General features: G+C 55.8%; 15 protein-coding genes, 1 tRNA gene and 1 pseudogene. 9 read left to right on the top strand and 8 right to left on the bottom strand.

Translation table 11 applies throughout. From position 1 onward, the window contains the following. Positions 1-99 precede the first annotated feature (99 nt). Positions 100-1,206, top strand: a complete 1,107-nt coding sequence (aguA, locus tag CXQ82_RS01515; RefSeq protein WP_101265510.1) for an agmatine deiminase — start codon at positions 100-102, stop codon at positions 1,204-1,206. Between the two features lie 234 nt (positions 1,207-1,440). Beyond that, complete coding sequence (locus CXQ82_RS01520; RefSeq protein WP_101265512.1) at positions 1,441-1,656, top strand: hypothetical protein; 216 nt, start codon at positions 1,441-1,443, stop codon at positions 1,654-1,656. A 126-nt stretch (positions 1,657-1,782) separates the two neighbouring features. Here CXQ82_RS01520 and CXQ82_RS01525 read toward each other — a convergent pair whose 3' ends face one another. After that, positions 1,783-3,870: a TonB-dependent siderophore receptor gene (locus CXQ82_RS01525; RefSeq protein WP_101265514.1), complete on the bottom strand. Its 2,088-nt coding sequence runs from the start codon at positions 3,868-3,870 to the stop codon at positions 1,783-1,785. A gap of 411 nt (positions 3,871-4,281) precedes the next feature. On the opposite strand from CXQ82_RS01525, the gene CXQ82_RS01530 reads away from it, so the two are divergent. The 3 genes from CXQ82_RS01530 to CXQ82_RS01540 all read left to right on the top strand — a co-directional run bounded on the left by CXQ82_RS01530 (position 4,282) and on the right by CXQ82_RS01540 (position 6,758). Beyond that, positions 4,282-5,577: an OprD family porin gene (locus CXQ82_RS01530; RefSeq protein WP_101265516.1), complete on the top strand. Its 1,296-nt coding sequence runs from the start codon at positions 4,282-4,284 to the stop codon at positions 5,575-5,577. 256 nt (positions 5,578-5,833) lie between these two features. After that, complete coding sequence (locus tag CXQ82_RS01535) at positions 5,834-6,037, top strand: 4-oxalocrotonate tautomerase family protein (protein WP_101265518.1); 204 nt, start codon at positions 5,834-5,836, stop codon at positions 6,035-6,037. Positions 6,038-6,056: 19 nt separating this feature from the next. Continuing rightward, a complete protein-coding gene (locus CXQ82_RS01540) occupies positions 6,057-6,758 on the top strand; it encodes an SDR family NAD(P)-dependent oxidoreductase (RefSeq protein WP_101265520.1) in 702 nt (233 codons plus the stop codon). 3 nt (positions 6,759-6,761) lie between these two features. On the opposite strand, the gene CXQ82_RS01545 is transcribed toward CXQ82_RS01540, so the two are convergent. From CXQ82_RS01545 to CXQ82_RS01555, 3 genes are read right to left on the bottom strand one after another with little or no spacing between them, the layout of a single operon-like run. Then, positions 6,762-8,339, bottom strand: coding sequence for a M48 family metallopeptidase (locus CXQ82_RS01545; RefSeq protein WP_101265522.1), 1,578 nt, complete (start codon positions 8,337-8,339; stop codon positions 6,762-6,764). A 13-nt stretch (positions 8,340-8,352) separates the two neighbouring features. Then, positions 8,353-8,718 (bottom strand): hypothetical protein, encoded by a 366-nt coding sequence (locus CXQ82_RS01550; RefSeq protein WP_101265524.1) that lies wholly within the window; start codon positions 8,716-8,718, stop codon positions 8,353-8,355. Positions 8,719-8,755: 37 nt separating this feature from the next. Further along, positions 8,756-10,099, bottom strand: coding sequence for a CHASE2 domain-containing protein (locus tag CXQ82_RS01555; RefSeq protein ID WP_101265526.1), 1,344 nt, complete (start codon positions 10,097-10,099; stop codon positions 8,756-8,758). Positions 10,100-10,398: 299 nt separating this feature from the next. Here CXQ82_RS01555 and CXQ82_RS31530 point away from each other — a divergent pair, with 299 nt between their 5' ends. Beyond that, entirely contained in the window at positions 10,399-10,617 is a 219-nt protein-coding gene (locus CXQ82_RS31530; RefSeq protein ID WP_256581871.1) for a hypothetical protein, read from the top strand. A 540-nt stretch (positions 10,618-11,157) separates the two neighbouring features. After that, a complete protein-coding gene (locus tag CXQ82_RS01565; protein WP_101265529.1) occupies positions 11,158-12,903 on the top strand; it encodes a reverse transcriptase domain-containing protein in 1,746 nt (581 codons plus the stop codon). 236 nt (positions 12,904-13,139) lie between these two features. Here the strand turns inward: CXQ82_RS01565 and CXQ82_RS01570 are convergent, their stop codons facing one another. Further along, positions 13,140-14,384 (bottom strand): hypothetical protein, encoded by a 1,245-nt coding sequence (locus tag CXQ82_RS01570; protein ID WP_101265531.1) that lies wholly within the window; start codon positions 14,382-14,384, stop codon positions 13,140-13,142. A gap of 155 nt (positions 14,385-14,539) precedes the next feature. Between CXQ82_RS01570 and CXQ82_RS01575 the strand changes: the two are divergent. Both CXQ82_RS01575 and CXQ82_RS01580 read left to right on the top strand, forming a co-directional pair. Beyond that, a pseudogene (locus CXQ82_RS01575) lies at positions 14,540-14,995 on the top strand (tyrosine-type recombinase/integrase); the annotation flags it as partial. Then, on the top strand, positions 14,992-15,516 hold the full coding sequence (locus CXQ82_RS01580; RefSeq protein ID WP_157832140.1) for a hypothetical protein: 525 nt from the start codon (positions 14,992-14,994) through the stop codon (positions 15,514-15,516). The pseudogene CXQ82_RS01575 and the gene CXQ82_RS01580, both read left to right, overlap by 4 nt. A 136-nt stretch (positions 15,517-15,652) precedes the next feature. On the opposite strand, the gene CXQ82_RS01585 is transcribed toward CXQ82_RS01580, so the two are convergent. The 3 genes from CXQ82_RS01585 to CXQ82_RS01595 all read right to left on the bottom strand — a co-directional run bounded on the left by CXQ82_RS01585 (position 15,653) and on the right by CXQ82_RS01595 (position 19,356). Further along, positions 15,653-15,728 (bottom strand) — tRNA-Thr (locus tag CXQ82_RS01585). Positions 15,729-15,836: 108 nt separating this feature from the next. Beyond that, positions 15,837-17,213, bottom strand: coding sequence for an HlyD family type I secretion periplasmic adaptor subunit (locus CXQ82_RS01590; protein ID WP_101265535.1), 1,377 nt, complete (start codon positions 17,211-17,213; stop codon positions 15,837-15,839). Beyond that, positions 17,203-19,356, bottom strand: a complete 2,154-nt coding sequence (locus CXQ82_RS01595) for a type I secretion system permease/ATPase (protein ID WP_101265537.1) — start codon at positions 19,354-19,356, stop codon at positions 17,203-17,205. The genes CXQ82_RS01590 and CXQ82_RS01595 overlap by 11 nt, the downstream gene beginning before the upstream one ends. Between the last annotated feature and the right edge of the window lie 36 nt (positions 19,357-19,392).

Raw genomic sequence — 19,392 nt, forward strand, 5'->3', positions numbered from 1 at the left:
TATTGTCATATTTATCGACTATGATCTTGTATAGCTTTTAAAGCCGATTTTTATCCGTTATAAAGTCGGCCTTTACCCCCATTCGGAGCCCTGAACGCCATGACCACCCTGCACAGCACTCCCCGCGCCGATGGCTTTCATATGCCTGCCGAATGGGCGCCACAGACCCAAACCTGGATGGTCTGGCCCGAGCGCCCAGACAACTGGCGCCTGGGCGGCAAGCCGGCGCAGGCGGCTCATGTGGCGGTGGCCAAGGCCATTGCGCGCTTTGAACCGGTGACCGTGGCGGTTTCCGCCGGCCAGTACGAAAACGCCCGTGCCCGTTTGGATGTGCCGAATATCCGGGTGGTGGAGATGTCCAGCGACGATGCCTGGGTACGCGACACCGGCCCGACCTTCGTGATCAACAACAGCGGTGAAGTGCGCGGCGTAAACTGGGATTTCAACGCGTGGGGCGGTTTTGACGGCGGCCTGTACTCGCCGTGGAACCGTGACTCGCAGGTGGGCGGCAAGATCCTCGAGATCGAACGCGCTTCGCGCTATCGCACCGAAGGCTTTGTGCTGGAAGGCGGCTCGATTCATGTCGACGGCGAAGGCACGCTGATCACCACCGAAGAATGCCTGCTGAACCGAAACCGTAACCCGCACCTGGACCGCGCTGAAATCGAAGCGGTGCTGAGCGCCAACCTGGCTGTGGATAAGATCATCTGGCTGCCGGACGGCCTGTTTAACGACGAAACCGACGGCCATGTGGATAACTTCTGCTGCTACGTGCGCCCAGGCGAAGTATTGCTGGCCTGGACCGACGACCCGCAAGACCCCAACTACGCGCGCTGCCACGCCGCCCTGGATGTGCTGCAAAGCAGCACCGACGCCCAGGGCCGCGCGTTCACAGTGCACAAAATGCCGATCCCGGGGCCGCTGTACGCCACCGAGGAAGAATGTGCAGGCGTGGACCCGGTGGACGGTACCCAGGAGCGCAACCCGAGCGTGCGCCTGGCGGGCTCCTACGTGAACTTCCTGATCGTCAACGGCGGCATTATCGCGCCAAGCTTCGACGACCCGCTGGACAGCCAGGCCAAGGCCATCCTGCAGAGCCTGTTCCCGCAGCACGAAGTGGTGATGGTGCCGGGCCGTGAACTGTTACTGGGCGGCGGCAATATTCATTGCCTGACCCAACAACAGCCCGCCCCGCAGAAAAATTGAGTGCAGTTGTAACAGCGCTTCGACGGCGACCGGGCGTTACCCGGTTGTAGCGCCCTCGGCAAGCCCGCGACCTAGCAAGGTCGCGGGCTTTTTTGTGTTCACAGGCCTATAAACCCGAGACATTGGCATAGCTCTTGTATCGGTGCTGCCACAGTGGCCCAAGCTAATGACTAAGCGGTTCTGTCATAAACCTTGAGTAAGTTAGCCGCTCACGCAGTAGGAGAGAGCGCTGAAATGAATGCCGATATCAACCGGATGTACACGCGCACGTTCCACCCTTTACGGGTCAACGGCGACGCGATTCATGCGCTGGCGCATTGGTTGAAAGAAAACGGTTCGCGGCAGATCCGGCAGCAGCCCGACTTGCGCAGCGTGATGAGTGAGCGTTACCCGCAGGGGTTGTTCAGTGAGGATGAGGTGCACGCGTTGTGTGATCTGCTGAACAGGTAAGGAACACCGAGATCAAAAAATGTGGGAGCGGGCTTGCTCGCGAATGCGGTGTATCAGTCGGTACATCTGAAACTGACACACCGCCTTCGCGAGCAAGCCCGCTCCCACATTGACTCGAGTCTGGCGTTAGAAACTGTAAGTGCCGGTAACCACCAAACTACGCGGCTCCCCCGGCTGAATCTGCGCCACACTGGTCGCCGACGCGTAGTAAGTCTTGTCGGCGATATTGTTCAGCGCAGCCCTCACGTCCCATTCCTTCTGACGGAATCCGGCCAACGCGTCCCAGCGACCATAACCCGGCAGTACCACGGTGTTGAGGCTGTCTGCGTAGCGGTCGCCCACCAGCGTCAGCCCGGTTTCCGCGTACCAACCCATTTCCGGTTTCCAGGTGATGAACAGGCTGGCATTGCGCTTGGCGACGTCGCTGACGCGCTTGCCCTCGAAGCCGTTGTTGTCCTTTACCACCGTGGCATCCTGCAGGCCGATACCGCCGCGCACATACCAGTTGCCAACGAGTTTGCCGGTGGCCGTCAGCTCCACACCACGCGAGCGCTGCAGGCCGCTGAGCAGGGTGACGGTACGGTCCAGCGGGTCGCTGGTGCGGCGGTTGTAGAGTTCCAGCTCATACACGGCGAGGGTGGTGCTGAGGCGGTCGTCGAGCCAATCGCTCTTCACGCCGATTTCTTTTTGCTTGGTCAGCTCAGGGCTCAGGTCGTTGACGCTGCCAGCCGCGTTCGGCGTGATGCCGATCAAACCGCCACCCGCCGGGGAGAAGGTTTTACTCCACGAGGCGTAGAAGGAGTGGTGTTCCAGCGGCGTCCACACCACGCCGAAGCGCGGGCTGGTGCTGCGGCTCTCGACGGCTTGCTGGGTGTTGAGCAGCTTGTTTTTGGTGTCCACTTCGAAGTAGTCGTAGCGCAGGCCACCGAGCAATTGCCATTGATCATTCAGGCGCAGCTGGTCCTGCACGTAAACGGCGCGGCTTTCGACTTCGGTGTGGTTGTTGCTCGACACGCTCATCGATCCGGTGTGGCTCAGGTGGCGATTGGGCTGGTTGAGGTCCAGGCTCGGTACCGCCCGGCCGCCACGGCTCACCGCCGTTGCGGTATACAGCTTGGGATCGCGGCGCTGCTGACCCAGCTCCACGCCAGTGAGCAGGCGGTGTTCCAGGCCATAGGTGCTGAAGCCACCTTCGAGCTCAACGTTGTTGAAAATGTTGAGTGTGGTCAGGTCCTGCTGCCAGTGCTGGCGCGTGACGCTGTTGGTCGCCGGGGCGTAGGCGGTCTGGTAGGTGTTGTCGAAATCGCTGTCGAGCTTGAACACGCCCAGGGTCTGGCGCAGTTGCCAATTGTCATTGAGTTCATAGGCCAGCTTGGAGCGCAGCGACTGGGTTTTGTCGTCGATGTAATCGTTGCTATCAAAGTAGGTAGTGCTGCGGCTCACGTCTGCCGGGCGGCCGTTGACCCCGGGAATACCACGGTCCGGCGTGCGGTTGTAGCGGCTGTATTCGTATTGCACCAGCCAGTTCAGGTCCGGTGTCAGTTGCCAGCTCATGGACGGTGCAAACAGCTGGCGATTGCCGCTGACGCCGTCGCGGAAGCTGTTGTTGTCCTGGTTGCCCATGTTCAGGCGCAGGCTGATGGTGTCGCTAGGGTCGGTGCTCAAGTCCGCGTACAGGCTGCGCAGGTCATTGCTGCCGCCCTGGGCTTCGATGCTCGACTTGTGCCCGGCCGTTGGCAGCTTGCTCAAGCGGTTGACGATCCCTCCCTGACCGCCTCGCCCGTAAAGTACGGCTGCCGGGCCCTTGAGCACTTCGATGCGCTCGATGTTATGCAGGTCGCGCACGTATTGGCTGTCGTCGCGAATGCCATCCAGGTAGAAGTCGTTGCTCGCGTCAAAACCGCGGATGCGCAAACTGTCGAAGCGCGTATCGGCGCCGCTGCTCACGTTGGGGATGCCGCTCAAGGCCTGGCCCAGGTCATTGGTGCCGTAGGACCGCAGGCTTTCGGTTTTTACCGAGTCGATGGCCTGGGGCACATAACGCACGGGTGTGGCGGTGCGCGTGGCGGTGCCGGTGTCCTTGACGCGCGGGTCGTCCTCGTCAGCTTCGGCGCTGATCGAGGTTTCGGGCAAGGTGGTGGCCGCACAGGCAAAACCGGCAGACAGCAGAACAGAAAGCCCAAGGGTGATGGGCGTCAGGCGAGGGGCAGGCATGGAGGAATGTATCCGAATTGTTAGGGAGGAAAACTGCGCGTTAATGGTAATGCTTTGCATTTGCGCGCGTTACATATTCCCAAATGTATCGGCTTTGAAATGTGTTGCTAAATGTGTCTTTCTGGTCGGTGAAGAAAGATTTATGTCGTTTTCAGAAAGGCCAGAGGCCTTTGCTTAGAATTATTTCGCCTAAATACAGACGATTCACGAAATTGACACATAGTTCAACGCGCGACTAGGATTGCGCCCAACGCCTGTGGCTAACCGCCATGACTCATCCAATAAAAAAAGGCCCGCGGCATGTTAAGTCGTCCCGCGGGCTTTCTTTTTCTCGGAAAAAGTCGACACCAGAAAGCAATACGGAGCCTGGTGTCGTAGAGCGTACTCAACCAGTAATAAGGAATATAAGAAATGTTGAAGCAACGGATGAGTCTGATCGCTCTGGGGATTTTGAGCGCATCGACCGCAATGGCTAACGACCAGGATCAATCCAAGGGTTTCGTTGAAGACAGCCACCTGAACATCGCAGCACGTAACGCGTACATCAGCCGTGACTACAAAAACCACAACCAGGATAAAGCGGAGTGGGGCCAAGGCTTCATCGGCAAGTTCGAGTCCGGTTTTACCCAAGGCACCATCGGTGTCGGTGTGGACGTTCTGGGCCAATACGCTATCCGTCTGGACGGCGGTAAAGGTCGCAGCGGCGGCGGCGGCATCGACTTCTTCAAGAAGGGCGACAGCGGTTCGGCGGCCAACGACCTGGCCAAAGGCGGCGCGGCGGTCAAGGCGCGGATCTCCAACACCGTGCTGAAATACGGCCAACAGCTTCCAACTGTACCCGTGCTGAGCTACGACAGCGGCCGTCTGCTGGCGGAAACCTACGAGGGCACCTCGATCGTTTCCAAAGAGATCGAAGGTCTGCAACTGGACGCCGGTCACTTCACCAAGCAAGGTCGCAAGAGCGCCGAGGGCAGCGACAGCGGCCACCTCAAGAGCATCGACTACCTCGGCGGCAGCTACAAATTCACCGAAAGCCTGTCGGCTGCGCTCTACGCTTCCGACATGCAGGACGTGCTGAAGAAGCAATACGTCAACGTGAACTACGTACTGGCGCTGCCAGAGAAACAATCGTTGACCTTTGACTTCAACGGCTACAAAACCAAGCTGGACAAGAGCTTCGCCCAGCTGACCCAAGGTGATGAAGACGCCCGCGACAACAAAATCTGGAGCCTGGCGGCTACCTGGGCTGTTGGCCCGCACAGCTTCACCGTCGCTCACCAGCGCAGCACCGGTGACACCGGCTACCTGTACAGCGGCTACCACCAGGACAACAAGGACAGCGGCATCGGCGACGGTGGCAACACCATCCTGCTGGCCAACTCCTACTGGTCCGACTTCAACGGCAAGGATGAGCGCTCCTGGCAAGCCGGCTACGGCCTGGACTTCAGCGCCTTCGGCGTGCCTGGCCTGAGCTACAACATCGCCTACGTGCGCGGCACCAACATTGACGACGGTTCCAACCGCGGCAATGGCACCGAGCGCGAAATTTTCAACCAGTTCAAATACGTCGTGCAGAGCGGCCCAGCCAAAGACCTGAGCCTGCGTGCTCGTGCGTCCTGGTTGCGCGTTTCCAGCAATGCTGACAAGTACAACATTGGCGGTAACGAACTGCGTCTGTTCGCTGACTACCCGATCAACGTTTTCTAATTGATCCGGCGTCGCGCCTGATTCAAGGCGATAAAAAACCCCGACTGGCTCGGGGTTTTTTTATGCCTGCGCGCCAGCTTCGCGGCGGTTGGCTGCTCAGGTTGGAGATAAAAACCTGGAAGTACATGCCGCGAAACCTGTTACACCGCATCACTAATGAAGTACTCCGCCCCACCTTTATCCCCTCCCGATGCAAGCCTAAATTGGCCCCACTGCCGGCCCATCACTTCGATGGCCGACCACTGGAGCCATTGCCATGCCCTTTGTCAGCCTGCGCATCACGCGTGATGGCGTTACCCCTGAGCAAAAAGCCCAGGTCATCGCCGAGTTCACCGAAACCCTCGAACGCGTCCTGCACAAACGCCCGGACCTGACCCACATCGTCATCGAAGAAATCGACACCGATAACTGGGGCTACGCCGGCATCACCACCACCGAATACCGCAACTCTCAAGCCTGAAACCTACTGGAGCATCCTCATGAGCAAAGTCGTCATCATCACCGGCGCCTCCCAAGGCATCGGCGCCGCCGTGGTCCAGGCCTACCGCGCCCTCGACTACCGCGTGGTCGCCACCTCGCGTTCGATCCAGCCGTCGACCGACCCGAATATCCTCACCGTCGCCGGCGACATCGCTGTCCCGGCCACCGCCCAGCGTGTAATCCGCGAAGCCCTGGCCGCCTTCGGCCGCGTCGACAGCTTGGTTAACAATGCCGGCATCTTCATTGCCAAACCCTTCACCGCCTACACCCCGGAGGACTACGCCAACGTGCTCGCGGTGAACCTCAACGGCTTCTTCTACATCACCCAACTGGCCATTGCCGAGATGGAGAAAAAGGGCGCCGGCCATATCGTCAACGTCACCACCAGCCTGGCGGACCATGCCATCGACGGCGTGCCCTCGGTGCTCGCCAACCTCACCAAAGGCGGGCTGAATTCGGCAACCAAATCCCTGGCGATCGAATACGCCAAGCGCGGGATCCGCGTGAACGCGGTGAGCCCAGGCATCATCAAGACGCCGATGCATGGCGAAGAGACCCACGCGGCGCTCGGGCGATTGCACCCGGTGGGGCACATGGGCGAGGTAAGTGATATCGCCCAGGCGATTATCTACCTGGAAAACGCCGGCTTCGTGACCGGCGAGATTCTGCATGTGGATGGCGGGCAAAGCGCCGGGCATTGAGCCTCAGGCTTTGACCGGCGCGAGTTTCTTGCAGTTTTCCTTGCGCGCAGGGTATTGCTCGCATTTGCGCAGCACGGTTTGCACCTGCTGCGCATTCTGTATTTGCTGGTTGGCCAACAGCTTCTCGGTGATGAACAGCTCTTCGGAACCCAGGTGGCGTTCCGCCTGGTCGATCATCGTCAGCGCCGATTGCCCGTCACCCCGCTTGAGGTGGTAGCTGATCATCAGGTCGTAGGTTGAAGGGCCCGCCAGGCTCCAGTCCTTGATGGCTTGCAGTTCTTTCAAGGCTTCGTTGCTGCGACCCTGGGCCAGGCGCACGGTATAGGCGGTGCGACGGATACCTGGCTGATCCTTGACCGGCGAAGCCAAGGCTTTGCGGATAAACCCATCGGCCTCGGAGACTTTGTTTTTTTCCAAAGCGTCGTTGGCGAAGTAGGCATCCTTGTAACCCTGCAGGGCTTTTGCTACCTGCGGGGTGCCCTTGATCTTCGTCCAGCTTTCGCTGTTGATGCGCGCGCGACGCTCCTGGCGGTATTCACGTTGCAGGTACTGGCGCAACTCGGTGTCGCGGTCGGTTGTCGACATATGTGAGCGATTGAAGTATTGGGCAGTCGCGGTGATGCTCGTGGTCAAGCCGTCCTTGACCAGCACATCGAGCTCCTGGGTAAAGCGGTTGAGGTTGAACTGCTGCAGTGAATCCTGCATGGCGTTTTTACGCGCGGTCAGGAAACCTGTGAGCAAGGGTTTCTGCTTGCCCTGGAAGTCGTTGAGGCGCTCCAGGCTATGGGTAGCAGCGCGGGGCGCGTAACCGGCGCGGATCATCAAATCGGTGCCAAGCAGGTCGGCCTGGTCTTCCTGGGTGCGGCCCCAGGCGGTGCTCCACACGTGGTCGGAAAAGGTGTTCGCGAGCGCGGTGTACAGCACGGTATTACCGATGGTCTTCTGGGTGCCGGCCGGGTCTTTACTGAACAGCTTCATGGTGCCGGAACTGCGGTCTACCCCGGTGTCTGCTGCCAGGGTGGCCAAGGCGACGGTGGAGGCGACAGTGGTGAACATCTCTTTCTGCTGTTGGAAGGCGGCCATGCGGTCATGGTGGTGCAGCAGGACGTGGCTCATTTCGTGGCCGAGCATTGCGGCGATTTCGTCTTCGCTGCCGACGTTATCCAGCATTCCAAGGGGCACGAACACGTTGCCGTATGGGTCCGCTGAGGGGCCGAAGCTGTAGATGTCGGTGATCTTGACCTGCAGGGTAGGTAACTCCCCCGGCCAGCCCTTGGACAAGCGGGTGACAATGCCTTGCAGATACGTTTGCAGCAGCGGGATATCCACCAGGTTCTGCTGGCGTGCCTCGGCAGCCGGCACGGCGCGCCCGTCATAGCTCAGGCGTTGCTGGCTCTGGCGTTGCGGGTCGAGCTTGTAATACTGGCGTACGTCGGTGTTATCCACATAGTGGCCCTGGACCCTGGATTGGGTCGAAGGGCCCACCAGGTTCATGAACGCCTGGTCGGCGCCCTTTAACGTCGCGCACCCGCTGAGTACCGTGCTTGCCAGCAGGCTGGCCGCCAATAGAGATCCCTTCACCGCAGTGCTCCTTTTATTGCTTGCAGCCCGCACCAAAACCGATGGTGGAGTTATTGCGGCTGTCTTTGGTCTGGCTTTTTGTCAGACCCTGGCAAGGCAGGTCCACCACATTCAGTGGCGGCTCGATGCGCAGGTCCATGGTGTCCAGCCAGACCTTCTGGCCCGCCAGGTCCACCTGCACCAGGTCCAGCGCCTTGTTGTACTGCAACACCGGCACGGGCTGGGTTGGCGCATCCTTTTTCGGCATTTCGCGCTGTTGTTTTCCCTGCTCATCCAACACCGCTACCGGGTCGGCCAGGAATGCCTTGATGCTGTGGGTTTCCGCCCAGGCGCCCTGAGTGAAGAGGGCGGCGAGCAATACGATGAGGCTTCTGTTCATCCTTGGGTTCCTTGAGTCAATCAACAAAGCGGCACGCTCAGCGATCACGGTCGAAGAATGCTTCGATCCGCTCGCTGAACAACACCAGTGACAGCAACACAATGCCCAGCACGTTGACGGGAGTGATGTGGTTAACGCTCAGCAGCACACTCACCACAATCAGCACCGACATCACCAGCAGCCATGAGGGGCATGGCGAAGAGAAAAACCGAATTTCCAGGCGCCGCCAACGGCTCCAGGTGCGGTGGCCCGCCAGCCGTCGGGCGTGCAGCGCCTTGAGCACTGCGATCAGGGCCAACAGGCCGAGCTCCAGCAGGTCCAGCCAACTGAACGGCAGGCCGCGGAAATCAGCGGGTTCGTGCTCGTAATCCATGCCCGCGTTGATCAGGTTGTCCAAGGCCATCGCATGCAGATAAACGCCAGGCAGTTGGCCGTGTACCGGCGACTCCACCAGATCACCGGTGGACTTGATATTGGCCCCCACCACCACCAGGCGATCGCGCAGCAATTCGGTGAGCAGGGCCTGGTCTTGCGGGTCGCTGACTTCCAGGTCGCTGGCCGACAGCGTCAACGTATAAGGGCAGCGGGCCTGGGCCGAGTCGTCGAGTTTCCAGAACACCGCCTGAAAAAACTGCGCCACCCCATCCAGCACAAAATGCCGCGCCGGGGCGCAGTGACGTACATCGGCTATACGCGCCTGTTCCGGCGCCAGCTTCAGGCCCCATTGCACGGCGATCGGCTGTCGGTGCGCGGCGGTTTGGGCATCCACCGGCAGCGACCTGCACGCTTGCTTCGTACACCACTCGCGGTACAGCGCCATGGCCGGGGTTTCCATCAGCCCCAAAGGCGTTTCAACGGCCAGCGGGTACTGGTCGCCCACACCCTCCCACGCCACCAGGCCCGGGCGACTGACCTCAGCGAAGGGTTCCAGCGTATTGGCCTGGCCGGCGTCACCCCGTTTGACGCCGGTATTGGCCAGCCACAGCGGGATGCCCTGACGCTGATAGCGCTCAAACACGTTCGCCAGTAACTGGCTGCCTCGCGCCGGGTCGCCGAAAGAATGGTCATGGCTGTACAGCAAATCCACAAAGACAGCCTGCGGCTTGTACGCCAGTAGGCGTTTGAACAATTTGCTCTGTTCGCCATAGGGCATAGGCCATGAGGTGCCGTTGCGCATCAGGTACGCATCGTCGATCAACACCACCACCACACGCTGTTGCCCCTCGCCGCCGTAATGGCTGGCGAACATGCGGTTGAGCCATTGCGCCGACGCCTTATCGCTGGAGCTGGCCAAGCCAAAAGGATCGAGGATCGCCAGGAGCACGATGATTGCCGCCAGCCAATAGCGGCGGTGTTTGAACAGCGGAGGGGTCGACAACATCCATGTCTCGATAAAAAGCACAAGCAAGGTAGGGGTTTTAACGGAGCGGGGAGGGGGTGTCAATTGGAAAAGTGGCTAAGTGCCATATATGCCGTTGCAAGCTGGCGAACTAGGTGTTGTCTTCCCGTGGTGACCGACAACAGCGGGCAGGTTTTACCTCGGATCGATGCTGATCGGCGCCTTCAGCGTGTTTCTGGTCGCGAAGCAGCCGGTCAGCAATATCATTGGCATTATCACCATCGCCTTGCCGGCGGCCGGTTACGGAAGTAGGGCACCTGGCCTGACTGGGCCGCGCACGCGTGTACCTGGAAACCGTGTTCCTCAGCCTGACCGCGTTTTTCCTGGTGGTCCCCACTGTCTCAGAGACCCTGCGCCGCGTGCCCGATGGGCATCCCTTCGCCACTGACTTGCAATCGCCCGTACTGATAGGCGCGCAAGCCGGTATAGCGTTGGTACTCGTCATCGGCGTGACGGCGCAGATGTTTTATCTGCGCAAGAAGGGTGGGCGGTTCGCGTAAGGAGGTTTTTATGGGGGAGTGTTGGGTTGAGCGAGGCTTCGTAGTTATCGAAAGCCGGTCGGAGGCAAGCAGCCATCGATTTCAGGTTTGGACGTTTTGTGGACGTTTTGGCGAAATCGACCCACCAAACCTTCTAAGTATTGCGAACGCCAGAAACCACAAAGCCCCGCATTGCGGGGCTTTGAGATATGGTGCGGCACCAGGAGTCGAATATATTAGTAACATATTGATTTCATTGGTTTTTTGTAATGTTTTTAGGGTTTTGTATCTCTAAAAATACCCGAATCGAAAACGTTTGCTTGGCCGCGACCTTTTTAAGGGATACGTGCTAATGCATGCCATTGAAATCGCTAGACTTCCAAATTTGGCATTTTGCCATTACTATATTTTTTGATTGCCTAGAGCTCGCATTTCTGAAGCGCATTCGCTTCGGCTTGTAGTGCTTTTACCTTTGACTCTATCGAGTTTGCCGCCAAATTGATCGAACTGGCGGGGTTGGAGCTCTAGGTGATCTCTTTTAGATCATTAGAGAACGGATGCATGGCTAAGCTACCAAGGAAGTTTTCATTCAGTTCTTTTCTTAATTCGCCCGCTCCTGAAGTAAAGATTAAAAACAATAAAGAGTTAGCGGAGGTCCTTGGTATTAGCGTGGGTCGATTGACCTACTATGCTTATTATCTATCAGCAGATGAAAAGTATTCCTCTTTTAATATATCAAAAAGAGGTGGTGGGGAACGGCTTATCGAAGCTCCTGTAAAAGGGCTTAAAGATCTACAAAAGAAGATTGTCGAATACCTCACAACATTTTTTAAGCCAAGATCATGTGTGTTTGCGTACGTCGAGGGGCGAGGGATTGTTGAAAATGCTGATGTCCACGATTTGCAACGTTGGATTTTGCGAGTAGACCTCACGGACTTTTTTCATTCTATTACGCAAAAGCGGTTGGTTGGCGTATTTAGTAGTCAGCCTTTTTCGATGTCTCACGATGCAGCTAGAACACTAAGCTTTCTTTGTACTATGAACGGAAGGCTTGCTCAAGGTGCACCCACAAGTCCAATATTGAGCAATATAATATGTCGGGGGTTGGACTATAAGCTGAAGGAGTTGTCTGCAAAAAACAAATGTTACTATACTCGATATGCCGATGATATTTTTATATCAAATAGTGGTGCTTCGTTCCCACGAACTATTGCTGAAAAGTTAGAGGACGGAAGTGTTGAACTCAGCGAAAGTTTTTGTGAGGTAGTTTCCAATGCCGGCTTTAAAGTTAACCTGAAAAAGGTATTTTTGAGAAGTCGGGCGGAGCGACAGATAGTTACCGGATTAGTCGTAAACAAAAAAATAAATGTTCCAAGGGAATTTGTACGTTCAATCCGAGCGGCACTATACTCTTGGGAAAGTTTCGGGTTAGAAGATGCTGAGAAGTTTTGGGCTCGTAATATAGATAAGAAGAGTCGGCATGAGAGGTCTTCACCAAGATTTCGTTGGGTGTTAAGGGGGCAAATTAATCATGTTGGACACGTTAAGGGGTATTCTGATTCTGTCTACTTAGGCCTTGCTCGTAGACTGGCAGCATTAGATGATAGCTTTAAGTTAGATGAGCGTAAAATAAGAAAGGCAATAGCGGAAGAAATTCAAATATATACCGAGGGTCCAACTGATATTAAGCATCTTAGTAATGCCTTTGAAGTGTATCAATCGCGTGGTGAGTTTCAAGATCTCAAATTGATTTTTAATCGGACAAAGAAAGCAGGCAGTTCGGTGTTAAAGGTCTTATGTGAGAATCTCAGCGAGGCTCAGCAAAGACATCTAACAATTTGTATTTTTGATAGGGATGAACGTGAGTATATAAAAAGTATGGGTGGGTCGCCTGGTAGTTATAAAGATCATGGTAATAACGTCTTTAGCCTTGTGATACCTGTGCCAGATTTTCGCGACACCGATCTTGTATGTATTGAGCATCTTTATCGCGATGAAGATCTATATCGTGAAGATGTTGAGGGGCGAAGGCTATTTTCAAAAGAGGATTTCGACGCTGTAAGTTGCTTTAAGGGCGACAGACCTCTATTTTGCCGAATTCCAAACAAAAACTCTCTTATCTACGATAGCGATATCATTGATATGGTAGAGAAAAAGAATGTGGCTTTATCGAAAAATGCTTTCGCTGATAATATTGTTACCAAGACTGCCCCGTTTAATAATGTGGATTTGTCTGGATTTACGGAGACATTTGAGCAGATCAGAATCATTGCAGGCTCATATCGTAATCGCGGGGTTGGGGTCTAGCTCTAAAGCCAATCCTTGAATGTAATCTGTGAGAAAATGGAATGTGAAATAAGTAGATTCGGTCCCTTTTGGACAAAATACCTTCATCAATTTTTCACAACACCGTTTTTGCGCATTCCCACGCTGGAATATAAAATTAAAGCAGAAGTTGCTACTGTTTGACTGGTTTAATAGGGCTGAGTGGTTTCAGAGGTGGTCGTGCCAATCAAGTTATTATGAGGTAGGCAAAGTAAGATTTATAAGTAACGAAACCTTTCGGCATACATTTCCAGTATCACGCCAACTCTCGCATGTTCCATATCTTTAAACATGTTTTTCCGCTCGTAAGCTGTGTAATTATTACAGATTCTCTTGTAATCAAAAAATAAAAAATCATGCTTCTCTTCATTCATGATCAGCGTTGAAACTATAGAGTAGTCATCAAAATTAAGGTTTTCAGGTGGTTGGCCGGACATGAAAAAAAATACTAGGTCATCACTTATACGGAATAAAGTCCCAGCAGGAACATCTACTCGATCTCTAATTTTTAGAGGCTCTGGGGGCGCGCATCTTTCATCATCCTTACTTCCAGATGCAATTATATTATTTACTTCATCACATGCAGCTTCGTCAATGGGGTAGCCTTCAAGTAGTGATGAAAACCTTGTAGTTATTGAAAATGGCTTTTCAATTAGCGCAGGTATGTGGATCTGTAGCCAACAACCTATTAACGGTAGATCGGGGGTAAATATGTCGACTTTTCTCACCGTCTCCAACACCTTATATAATCCCTCCCTTACAACATCCCTAGAATGCTCAGGCGTAATGCCAAATGTCAGCCCATTATGGTTGTATGCAATTTTTGTCACGTCTGCAGCAATAATGCCAAATGCTTTTTTCTCAATAGTATAATTGGGCATTCTTAAAGAGATTTGGCTTTTGGCTTTTTCTAAGTTTGCTTTTATAGCCCTATGGCTAGCAATTCTTTTGCATTCTATGTAATAAATCCTTTCTTCGTTTTCTGCGATGATATCTGTGTCAGTTGATAAATCTACCGAATAACCCGCCTGACAGAAGTAGCTAGCAATTCTTAGCTCAAACTGTGTATTTCTGTGCTCTGTATTTTTATCTGATGCTGCAAAATCACTGCCCGCGGTGATTTTTGAGAGTTTCTCGTCAACTCCTTTGGGGACATGAACCTTTAATCCTTTAAGAATAAACATTAGTTCATGTACTTCCCTTAATACATAAAGGTGCCAGGTTAAATCATTGTCTAGAAAATTGGCCTTAGTGTTTTTGAATAAGTCCTCGTTTGTTTTGCAACCATTAGAAGTTTTCTCCTCAAGGTATTTTATATACCTTGATATTCTAGTTGACTTCGTAGATATATTTCGATCCTCAAAGAAGCTCTTTATTTCTCGCAGATCGTTAAGGTGATGCTCTAGCTCAAGCGCTGGAAGCGAAAACCCAGGGAGTTTGTATTTGTTCGTAATTTTTTGCATGACTTAACTCCTGGCAAAAATTATGCTTACGAAATGAGCTTGTACTTACGCGCGGCCTCATGCCATGAAAGATTACTACCTGAATTTTTCTGTGAACCTTTCAAGCAGTCAAGACACCCAAAAATTTCTTCAAAAAACGGGGTCAGACCCCTATTTCCGCGACGGGTGTTGTTGCCCGGATTTGTCTGGCCACTGGCGCCCGGTGGTCTGAGGCCGAAGGGCTGACGAACCGCCAGGTGCGGGGCGGGCGTATTCATTTTGAGAGAACGAAGTCGTCGAAGAATCGTACGGTGCCGATTTCTGAGGAGCTGCAAACGCAGATCAAGGCGGGGCTGCCTTTCTTCGGGGATTGCTACAAGAAGTTTGAAGCGTCGGTGGATGCAGTGAAGTTAGATCTGCCGGCGGGGCAGTTGACTCATGTCCTGTGGCATACATTTGCCAGCCATTACATGATGAATGGAGGGGATATTCTGACGTTGCAGCGGGTGTTGGGGCATGGGTCGTTGGCGATGACGATGAAGTATGCGCATTTTAGTCCGGGGCATTTGGCGGAGGTGGTGTTGCTGAATCCTTTAGCGGCAGTTCAATTGACGAAAAAGGGCAATCCATGAGCGTTGGAATTGATTGGACCACGGTTTCTGTTGCTTTGATTACGGCAGTATCTGCTGCAGGCGGACCGTTTTGGATTTGGCATCGTCAGGCGGCGAGAGAGCGTGAGAGCGTCCGTGCGGCGTTAATGGCGGAAGTATTGGCGTTGGTTGAACTGGTAGAGTTACGTGGATATGTCGAAGGTTTGAGAGAGGCCCAGGCTTATCTATCGCCACCCGAAGGTGCCTCAGTAACAGAAATCTTTGAGCCCAGGTTTTTAAAGTACTCCGTCAATATTCACGAGTATTACAACCGGGTGTATCAGGCAAACGTGACTCGGCTCGGTGGGTTGTCGCCGAATGAGGCCAAACAAATTGTCCGTTTCTATCAATTGGCTGACAGCGTGAGATTAGATGTCACCGCCGGTGGATCACTTTTCGAAGGGACTACAGATCCAGATAGCTTCTGTGAGGCAGCAGATCTGTTGGAGGCAGCGTTGAAAATCGGCCGTGAGCTGACCGGTGAGGCAAACAAAAAGAAGTGAAGTTTGCGGAAATGCGGGCGGTGGTTTTTTGAGTGTGGACGTTTTGTGGACATTATCCTGAAAACCGCAGTATGGATTTTCAGTGTTTTCCAAATCTCAGAAACCACAAAGCCCCGCATTGCGGGGCTTTGAGATATGGTGCCGGCACCAGGAGTCGAACCCGGGACCTACTGATTACAAGTCAGTTGCTCTACCAACTGAGCTATACCGGCGTGTTAGGGCGACGATTATAGCGACTGCAAAGGTTCTGTAAACCCCTGAATTCTGACTATTTTTGCGAAAACCCCAGTTTTCGCAATTCTCCGCGCTTTTACTGGTGATCAGCGCTCGTGCATGGCCTCTGCACGGGATTTGATGATTGGCTTGAGCAGGTAGCTCAAGATGCTTTTCTTGCCGGTGATGATGTCGACCGACGCAACCATGCCGGGGATGATCAGCAGCGGTTTTTCATCGGTGCCGAGGTGGCTGCGGTCGGTGCGCAGTTTGATGATGTAGAAGGTGTTTTTCTTCTCTTCGTCCATCACGGTGTCGGCACCGATGGTTTCGAGTTTGCCTTTGAGGCCGCCGTAGATGGTGTAGTCGTAGGCGGTGAATTTGATCATGGCTTCCTGGCCGGGGTGCAGGAAGGCGATGTCTTGTGGGCGGATTTTCGCTTCGACCAGCAAGGTGTCGTCCAGGGGGACCACTTCGGCCATGTCGCTGCCGGGCTGGATCACGCCGCCGACGGTGTTGACCAGCATCTGCTTGACGATGCCGCGCACGGGGGAGGTGACCATGGTGCGGCTGACGCGGTCTTCCAGGCCTTTGGAGGTGGCCTGGGCCTTGCTCAGTTGGGTGCGTGCTTCATTCAGCTGGGCCAGGGCTTCGCTGCGGAATTTACCGCGGGTTTCGTCGATTTTGCGCTGCACTTCGTTGATGGCGGCCTGGGCGCGGGGGATGGCCAGGGTGGTGCCGTCGAGCATGCCGCGGGTTTCAACTTCCGAGCGCTTGAGGCGCAGCACTTCCACCGGCGAGATCGCGCCCTGTTGCACCAGGGGTTCGGACATGCCGATTTCCTGGCGCAGCAGGTTCAGGCTGTTGCGGTATTGGTCCTGCTTGGAGCTGAATTCCCGTAGCTCTTGCTGGCGTTGCAACAGCTGTTGTTGCAGGCCGCCGACTTCATCCGCCAGTTGCTGGCGGCGGCTGAGGTACAGCGACTCTTCGTTCGAGGCTTGGTTGGGCACGGCTTTGCGCGCTTCGTCGGTGATGTTCAGTGGGCGGTTGTCGACTTCTGCGCTCAGGCGTTCCACACGCAGTTCCATGGCCACGCGGTCGGCTTCGGTTTCGCCGACGTTGGACGCAAAGCGGGTATCGTCCAGGCGAATCAGCGGAGCACCGGCTTCGACGATCTGCCCTTCGTGCACGTAGATCTGGGCGACGATGCCGCCTTCCAGGTTCTGGATCTTCTGGATGCGTGACGATGGGATCGCCTTGCCTTCACCCTTGGTCACTTCGTCGATGATGGCGAAGTGGGCCCACAGCACCAAGAACACGAAGAAGCCGATCACGGCCCAGATGGTCAGGCGGACGATGCGCGGTGCGTCGTCGATCAGCGCCTTCTCGACCTCGGGCAATGGCTGGTCGTCGAGGGAATCGCTGCCCTTGAAGTAGCGGAAGATGACGTCTTTCCAATGGCCTGGGCCGGACTTAAGCAACACTGATCTGCCCCTTTTTCAGCGCTTCCATAACGGCCGCTTTTGGACCGTCCGCAAGTATCTGGCCGCGGTCGATCACCAGCAGGCGATCGACCAGGCTCAACAGCGAGGCGCGGTGCGTGACCAGAATCACGGTCTTGTTCTCGATAACGCTCTGCAAGCGCTGTTTCAGGCGTTCTTCGCCGGTGTTATCCATGGCGCTGGTGGGTTCGTCCAGCAACAGGATAGGCGGGTTCAGCAGCAGTGCACGGGCCAGGGCGACGTTTTGGCGTTGGCCACCGGACAGGTTTTGCCCGCGCTCGCCTACTTGCAGCTCGTACCCTTGCGGATGCAGCCTGGCGAATTCATGCACGCCGGCAAGCTCGGCGGCTTGCAGTACCATTTCGTCATCTACGTAGCGCGCGCCTGAGACCAGGTTGTCGCGCAGGGTGCCGGCCAGCAATTGGATATCCTGGGCGACGTAGCCGATGTTGTGGCGCAATTCGCTGACATCGATCTGGCGGATGTCTACGCCGTCCACCAGCAACGAGCCGGAGTCCGGCTGATAGAGGCCCACCAACAGCTTGGCCAGCGAGCTTTTGCCCGAGCCGCTGCGGCCGATGATGCCGATTTTTTCGCCAGGCCGAACGTTCAGGTTGATCCCGCGCAGGGCCAGGTTTTGCTGGTTCGGGTAGGTAAAGTCGACTTCGCGGAACGTCATCGCGCCTTGCAGCGATTTGCGGCTGAGGGGGCGCTCGTCGAAGTTGCGCTCCTGCGGCAGCTCCATCATCTGGTCGACCGAAACCATCGTCACTTTCGCTTGCTGGTAACGCGTCAGCAGGCCCGACAGCTGGGCCAGCGGGCCGAGTGCACGGCCGCTGAGCATGTAGCACGCCACCAGGCCGCCCATGCTCAGGGTGCCATCAATGATCTGGTACACGCCGAAGATGATCATCGCCACGCCCGCCACTTGCTGGATCAGCAGCGTGATGTTCATCGCCAGCCCAGACAGAACCTTGACCCGCAGTTCCAGGCGGCTAAGCGTGCCAATGGTTTGTTCCCATTGGTACTGGCGCTCGCTTTCGGCGTTGTTGACCTTTACCGCATCCAGCCCGGCGAGGGTTTCGATCAGGCTCGACTGGCGCTCGGCGCCCAGGGCCATGGTGCGCTCAAGTGTCGCGGTCAGCGGCTTTTGCAGGAAGTGGCCGATACCCAAGGCGAGCGGGAAGGCGACGATAGGGATCCACACCAAGTGGCCCCCCAGCAGCGCGATTACCCCCAGGATGATCAGGGTAAAGGGCAGGTCGATCAGGCTGGCGAGGGTCAGGGACGTGAGGAAGTCCCGCATGCCCTGGAACTCGTGAATGTTGGAGGCATAGCTGCCGACCCGCGCTGGGCGCATTTTCATCGACATGCCGACGATGCGCTCGAACAGCGTCGCGGAAATGATCAGGTCGGTTTTTTTGCCCGCAAGGTCCAGGCACAGGCTGCGCATGCTCTTGAGCAGCAGGTCGAACAGGTAGGCGCCGCAGATACCGATGGCCAGCACCCACAGGGTGGCCGTGGCCTGGTTCGGCACGACGCGGTCGTATACGTTCATCACAAACAGCGGCGCGGCCAGGGCGATCAGGTTGATCACCAGGCTGGCGGCGATGGCGTCGGCATACAGCCAGCGCGAGCGTTTGAGGGTGTCCTTGAACCACGAGCGCGCGCGTGGGATCAGCGTGCCGCTGGTGACGTCAAATTTATGCTGCGGTTGGGCGAAGAAAACCCGACCGCTGTAATCTTGACTCAACGCCTCACGGCTGACCTGCACTTCGCCGCCGTCGCTTTCGCTGAGCAACAGGCGGGCGCTATCACCCTCCCAGCTCAACAGCACGGCACTGCGGCCTTCCTTCAATAGCAGCAAGGCCGGCAACGCGATGGACGGGATCTGCTCCAGCTTGCGCTGCAGCAAACGCCCCTGCAAACCCGCCCGCGCTGCTGCGCGAGGCAGCAAGTCGGCGCTCAGGCGTTGCCCCGCCAAGGGCAGGCCGGTGGTCAGCATCGCCCGGCTGGCAGGCTTGTAATGCAGCGAGCAGAGAGCCAACAACCCATCTAGCAGTGGGTCGTCGTGCTGAGTGCGCGGGTCATGGTTAAGTTGCGCCAAACCAATTTCAGGATCCAAGCTGACTCTCTCTTAAAACGGTTTTGAGGTTCATCG

Source organism: Pseudomonas sp. S09G 359 (assembly GCF_002843605.1).
Taxonomy (GTDB): domain Bacteria; phylum Pseudomonadota; class Gammaproteobacteria; order Pseudomonadales; family Pseudomonadaceae; genus Aquipseudomonas.

Bases quoted from the DNA above. Each gene is read 5' to 3' on its own strand.
- aguA (WP_101265510.1), top strand. From the start codon at position 100: ATGACCACCCTGCACAGCACTCCCCGCGCCGATGGCTTTCATATGCCT.
- CXQ82_RS01520 (WP_101265512.1), top strand. From the start codon at position 1,441: ATGAATGCCGATATCAACCGGATGTACACGCGCACGTTCCACCCTTTA.
- CXQ82_RS01525 (WP_101265514.1), bottom strand. From the start codon at position 3,870: ATGCCTGCCCCTCGCCTGACGCCCATCACCCTTGGGCTTTCTGTTCTG.
- CXQ82_RS01530 (WP_101265516.1), top strand. From the start codon at position 4,282: ATGTTGAAGCAACGGATGAGTCTGATCGCTCTGGGGATTTTGAGCGCA.
- CXQ82_RS01535 (WP_101265518.1), top strand. From the start codon at position 5,834: ATGCCCTTTGTCAGCCTGCGCATCACGCGTGATGGCGTTACCCCTGAG.
- CXQ82_RS01540 (WP_101265520.1), top strand. From the start codon at position 6,057: ATGAGCAAAGTCGTCATCATCACCGGCGCCTCCCAAGGCATCGGCGCC.
- CXQ82_RS01550 (WP_101265524.1), bottom strand. From the start codon at position 8,718: ATGAACAGAAGCCTCATCGTATTGCTCGCCGCCCTCTTCACTCAGGGC.
- CXQ82_RS01555 (WP_101265526.1), bottom strand. From the start codon at position 10,099: ATGTTGTCGACCCCTCCGCTGTTCAAACACCGCCGCTATTGGCTGGCG.
- CXQ82_RS01565 (WP_101265529.1), top strand. From the start codon at position 11,158: ATGGCTAAGCTACCAAGGAAGTTTTCATTCAGTTCTTTTCTTAATTCG.
- CXQ82_RS01570 (WP_101265531.1), bottom strand. From the start codon at position 14,384: ATGCAAAAAATTACGAACAAATACAAACTCCCTGGGTTTTCGCTTCCA.
- CXQ82_RS01580 (WP_157832140.1), top strand. From the start codon at position 14,992: ATGAGCGTTGGAATTGATTGGACCACGGTTTCTGTTGCTTTGATTACG.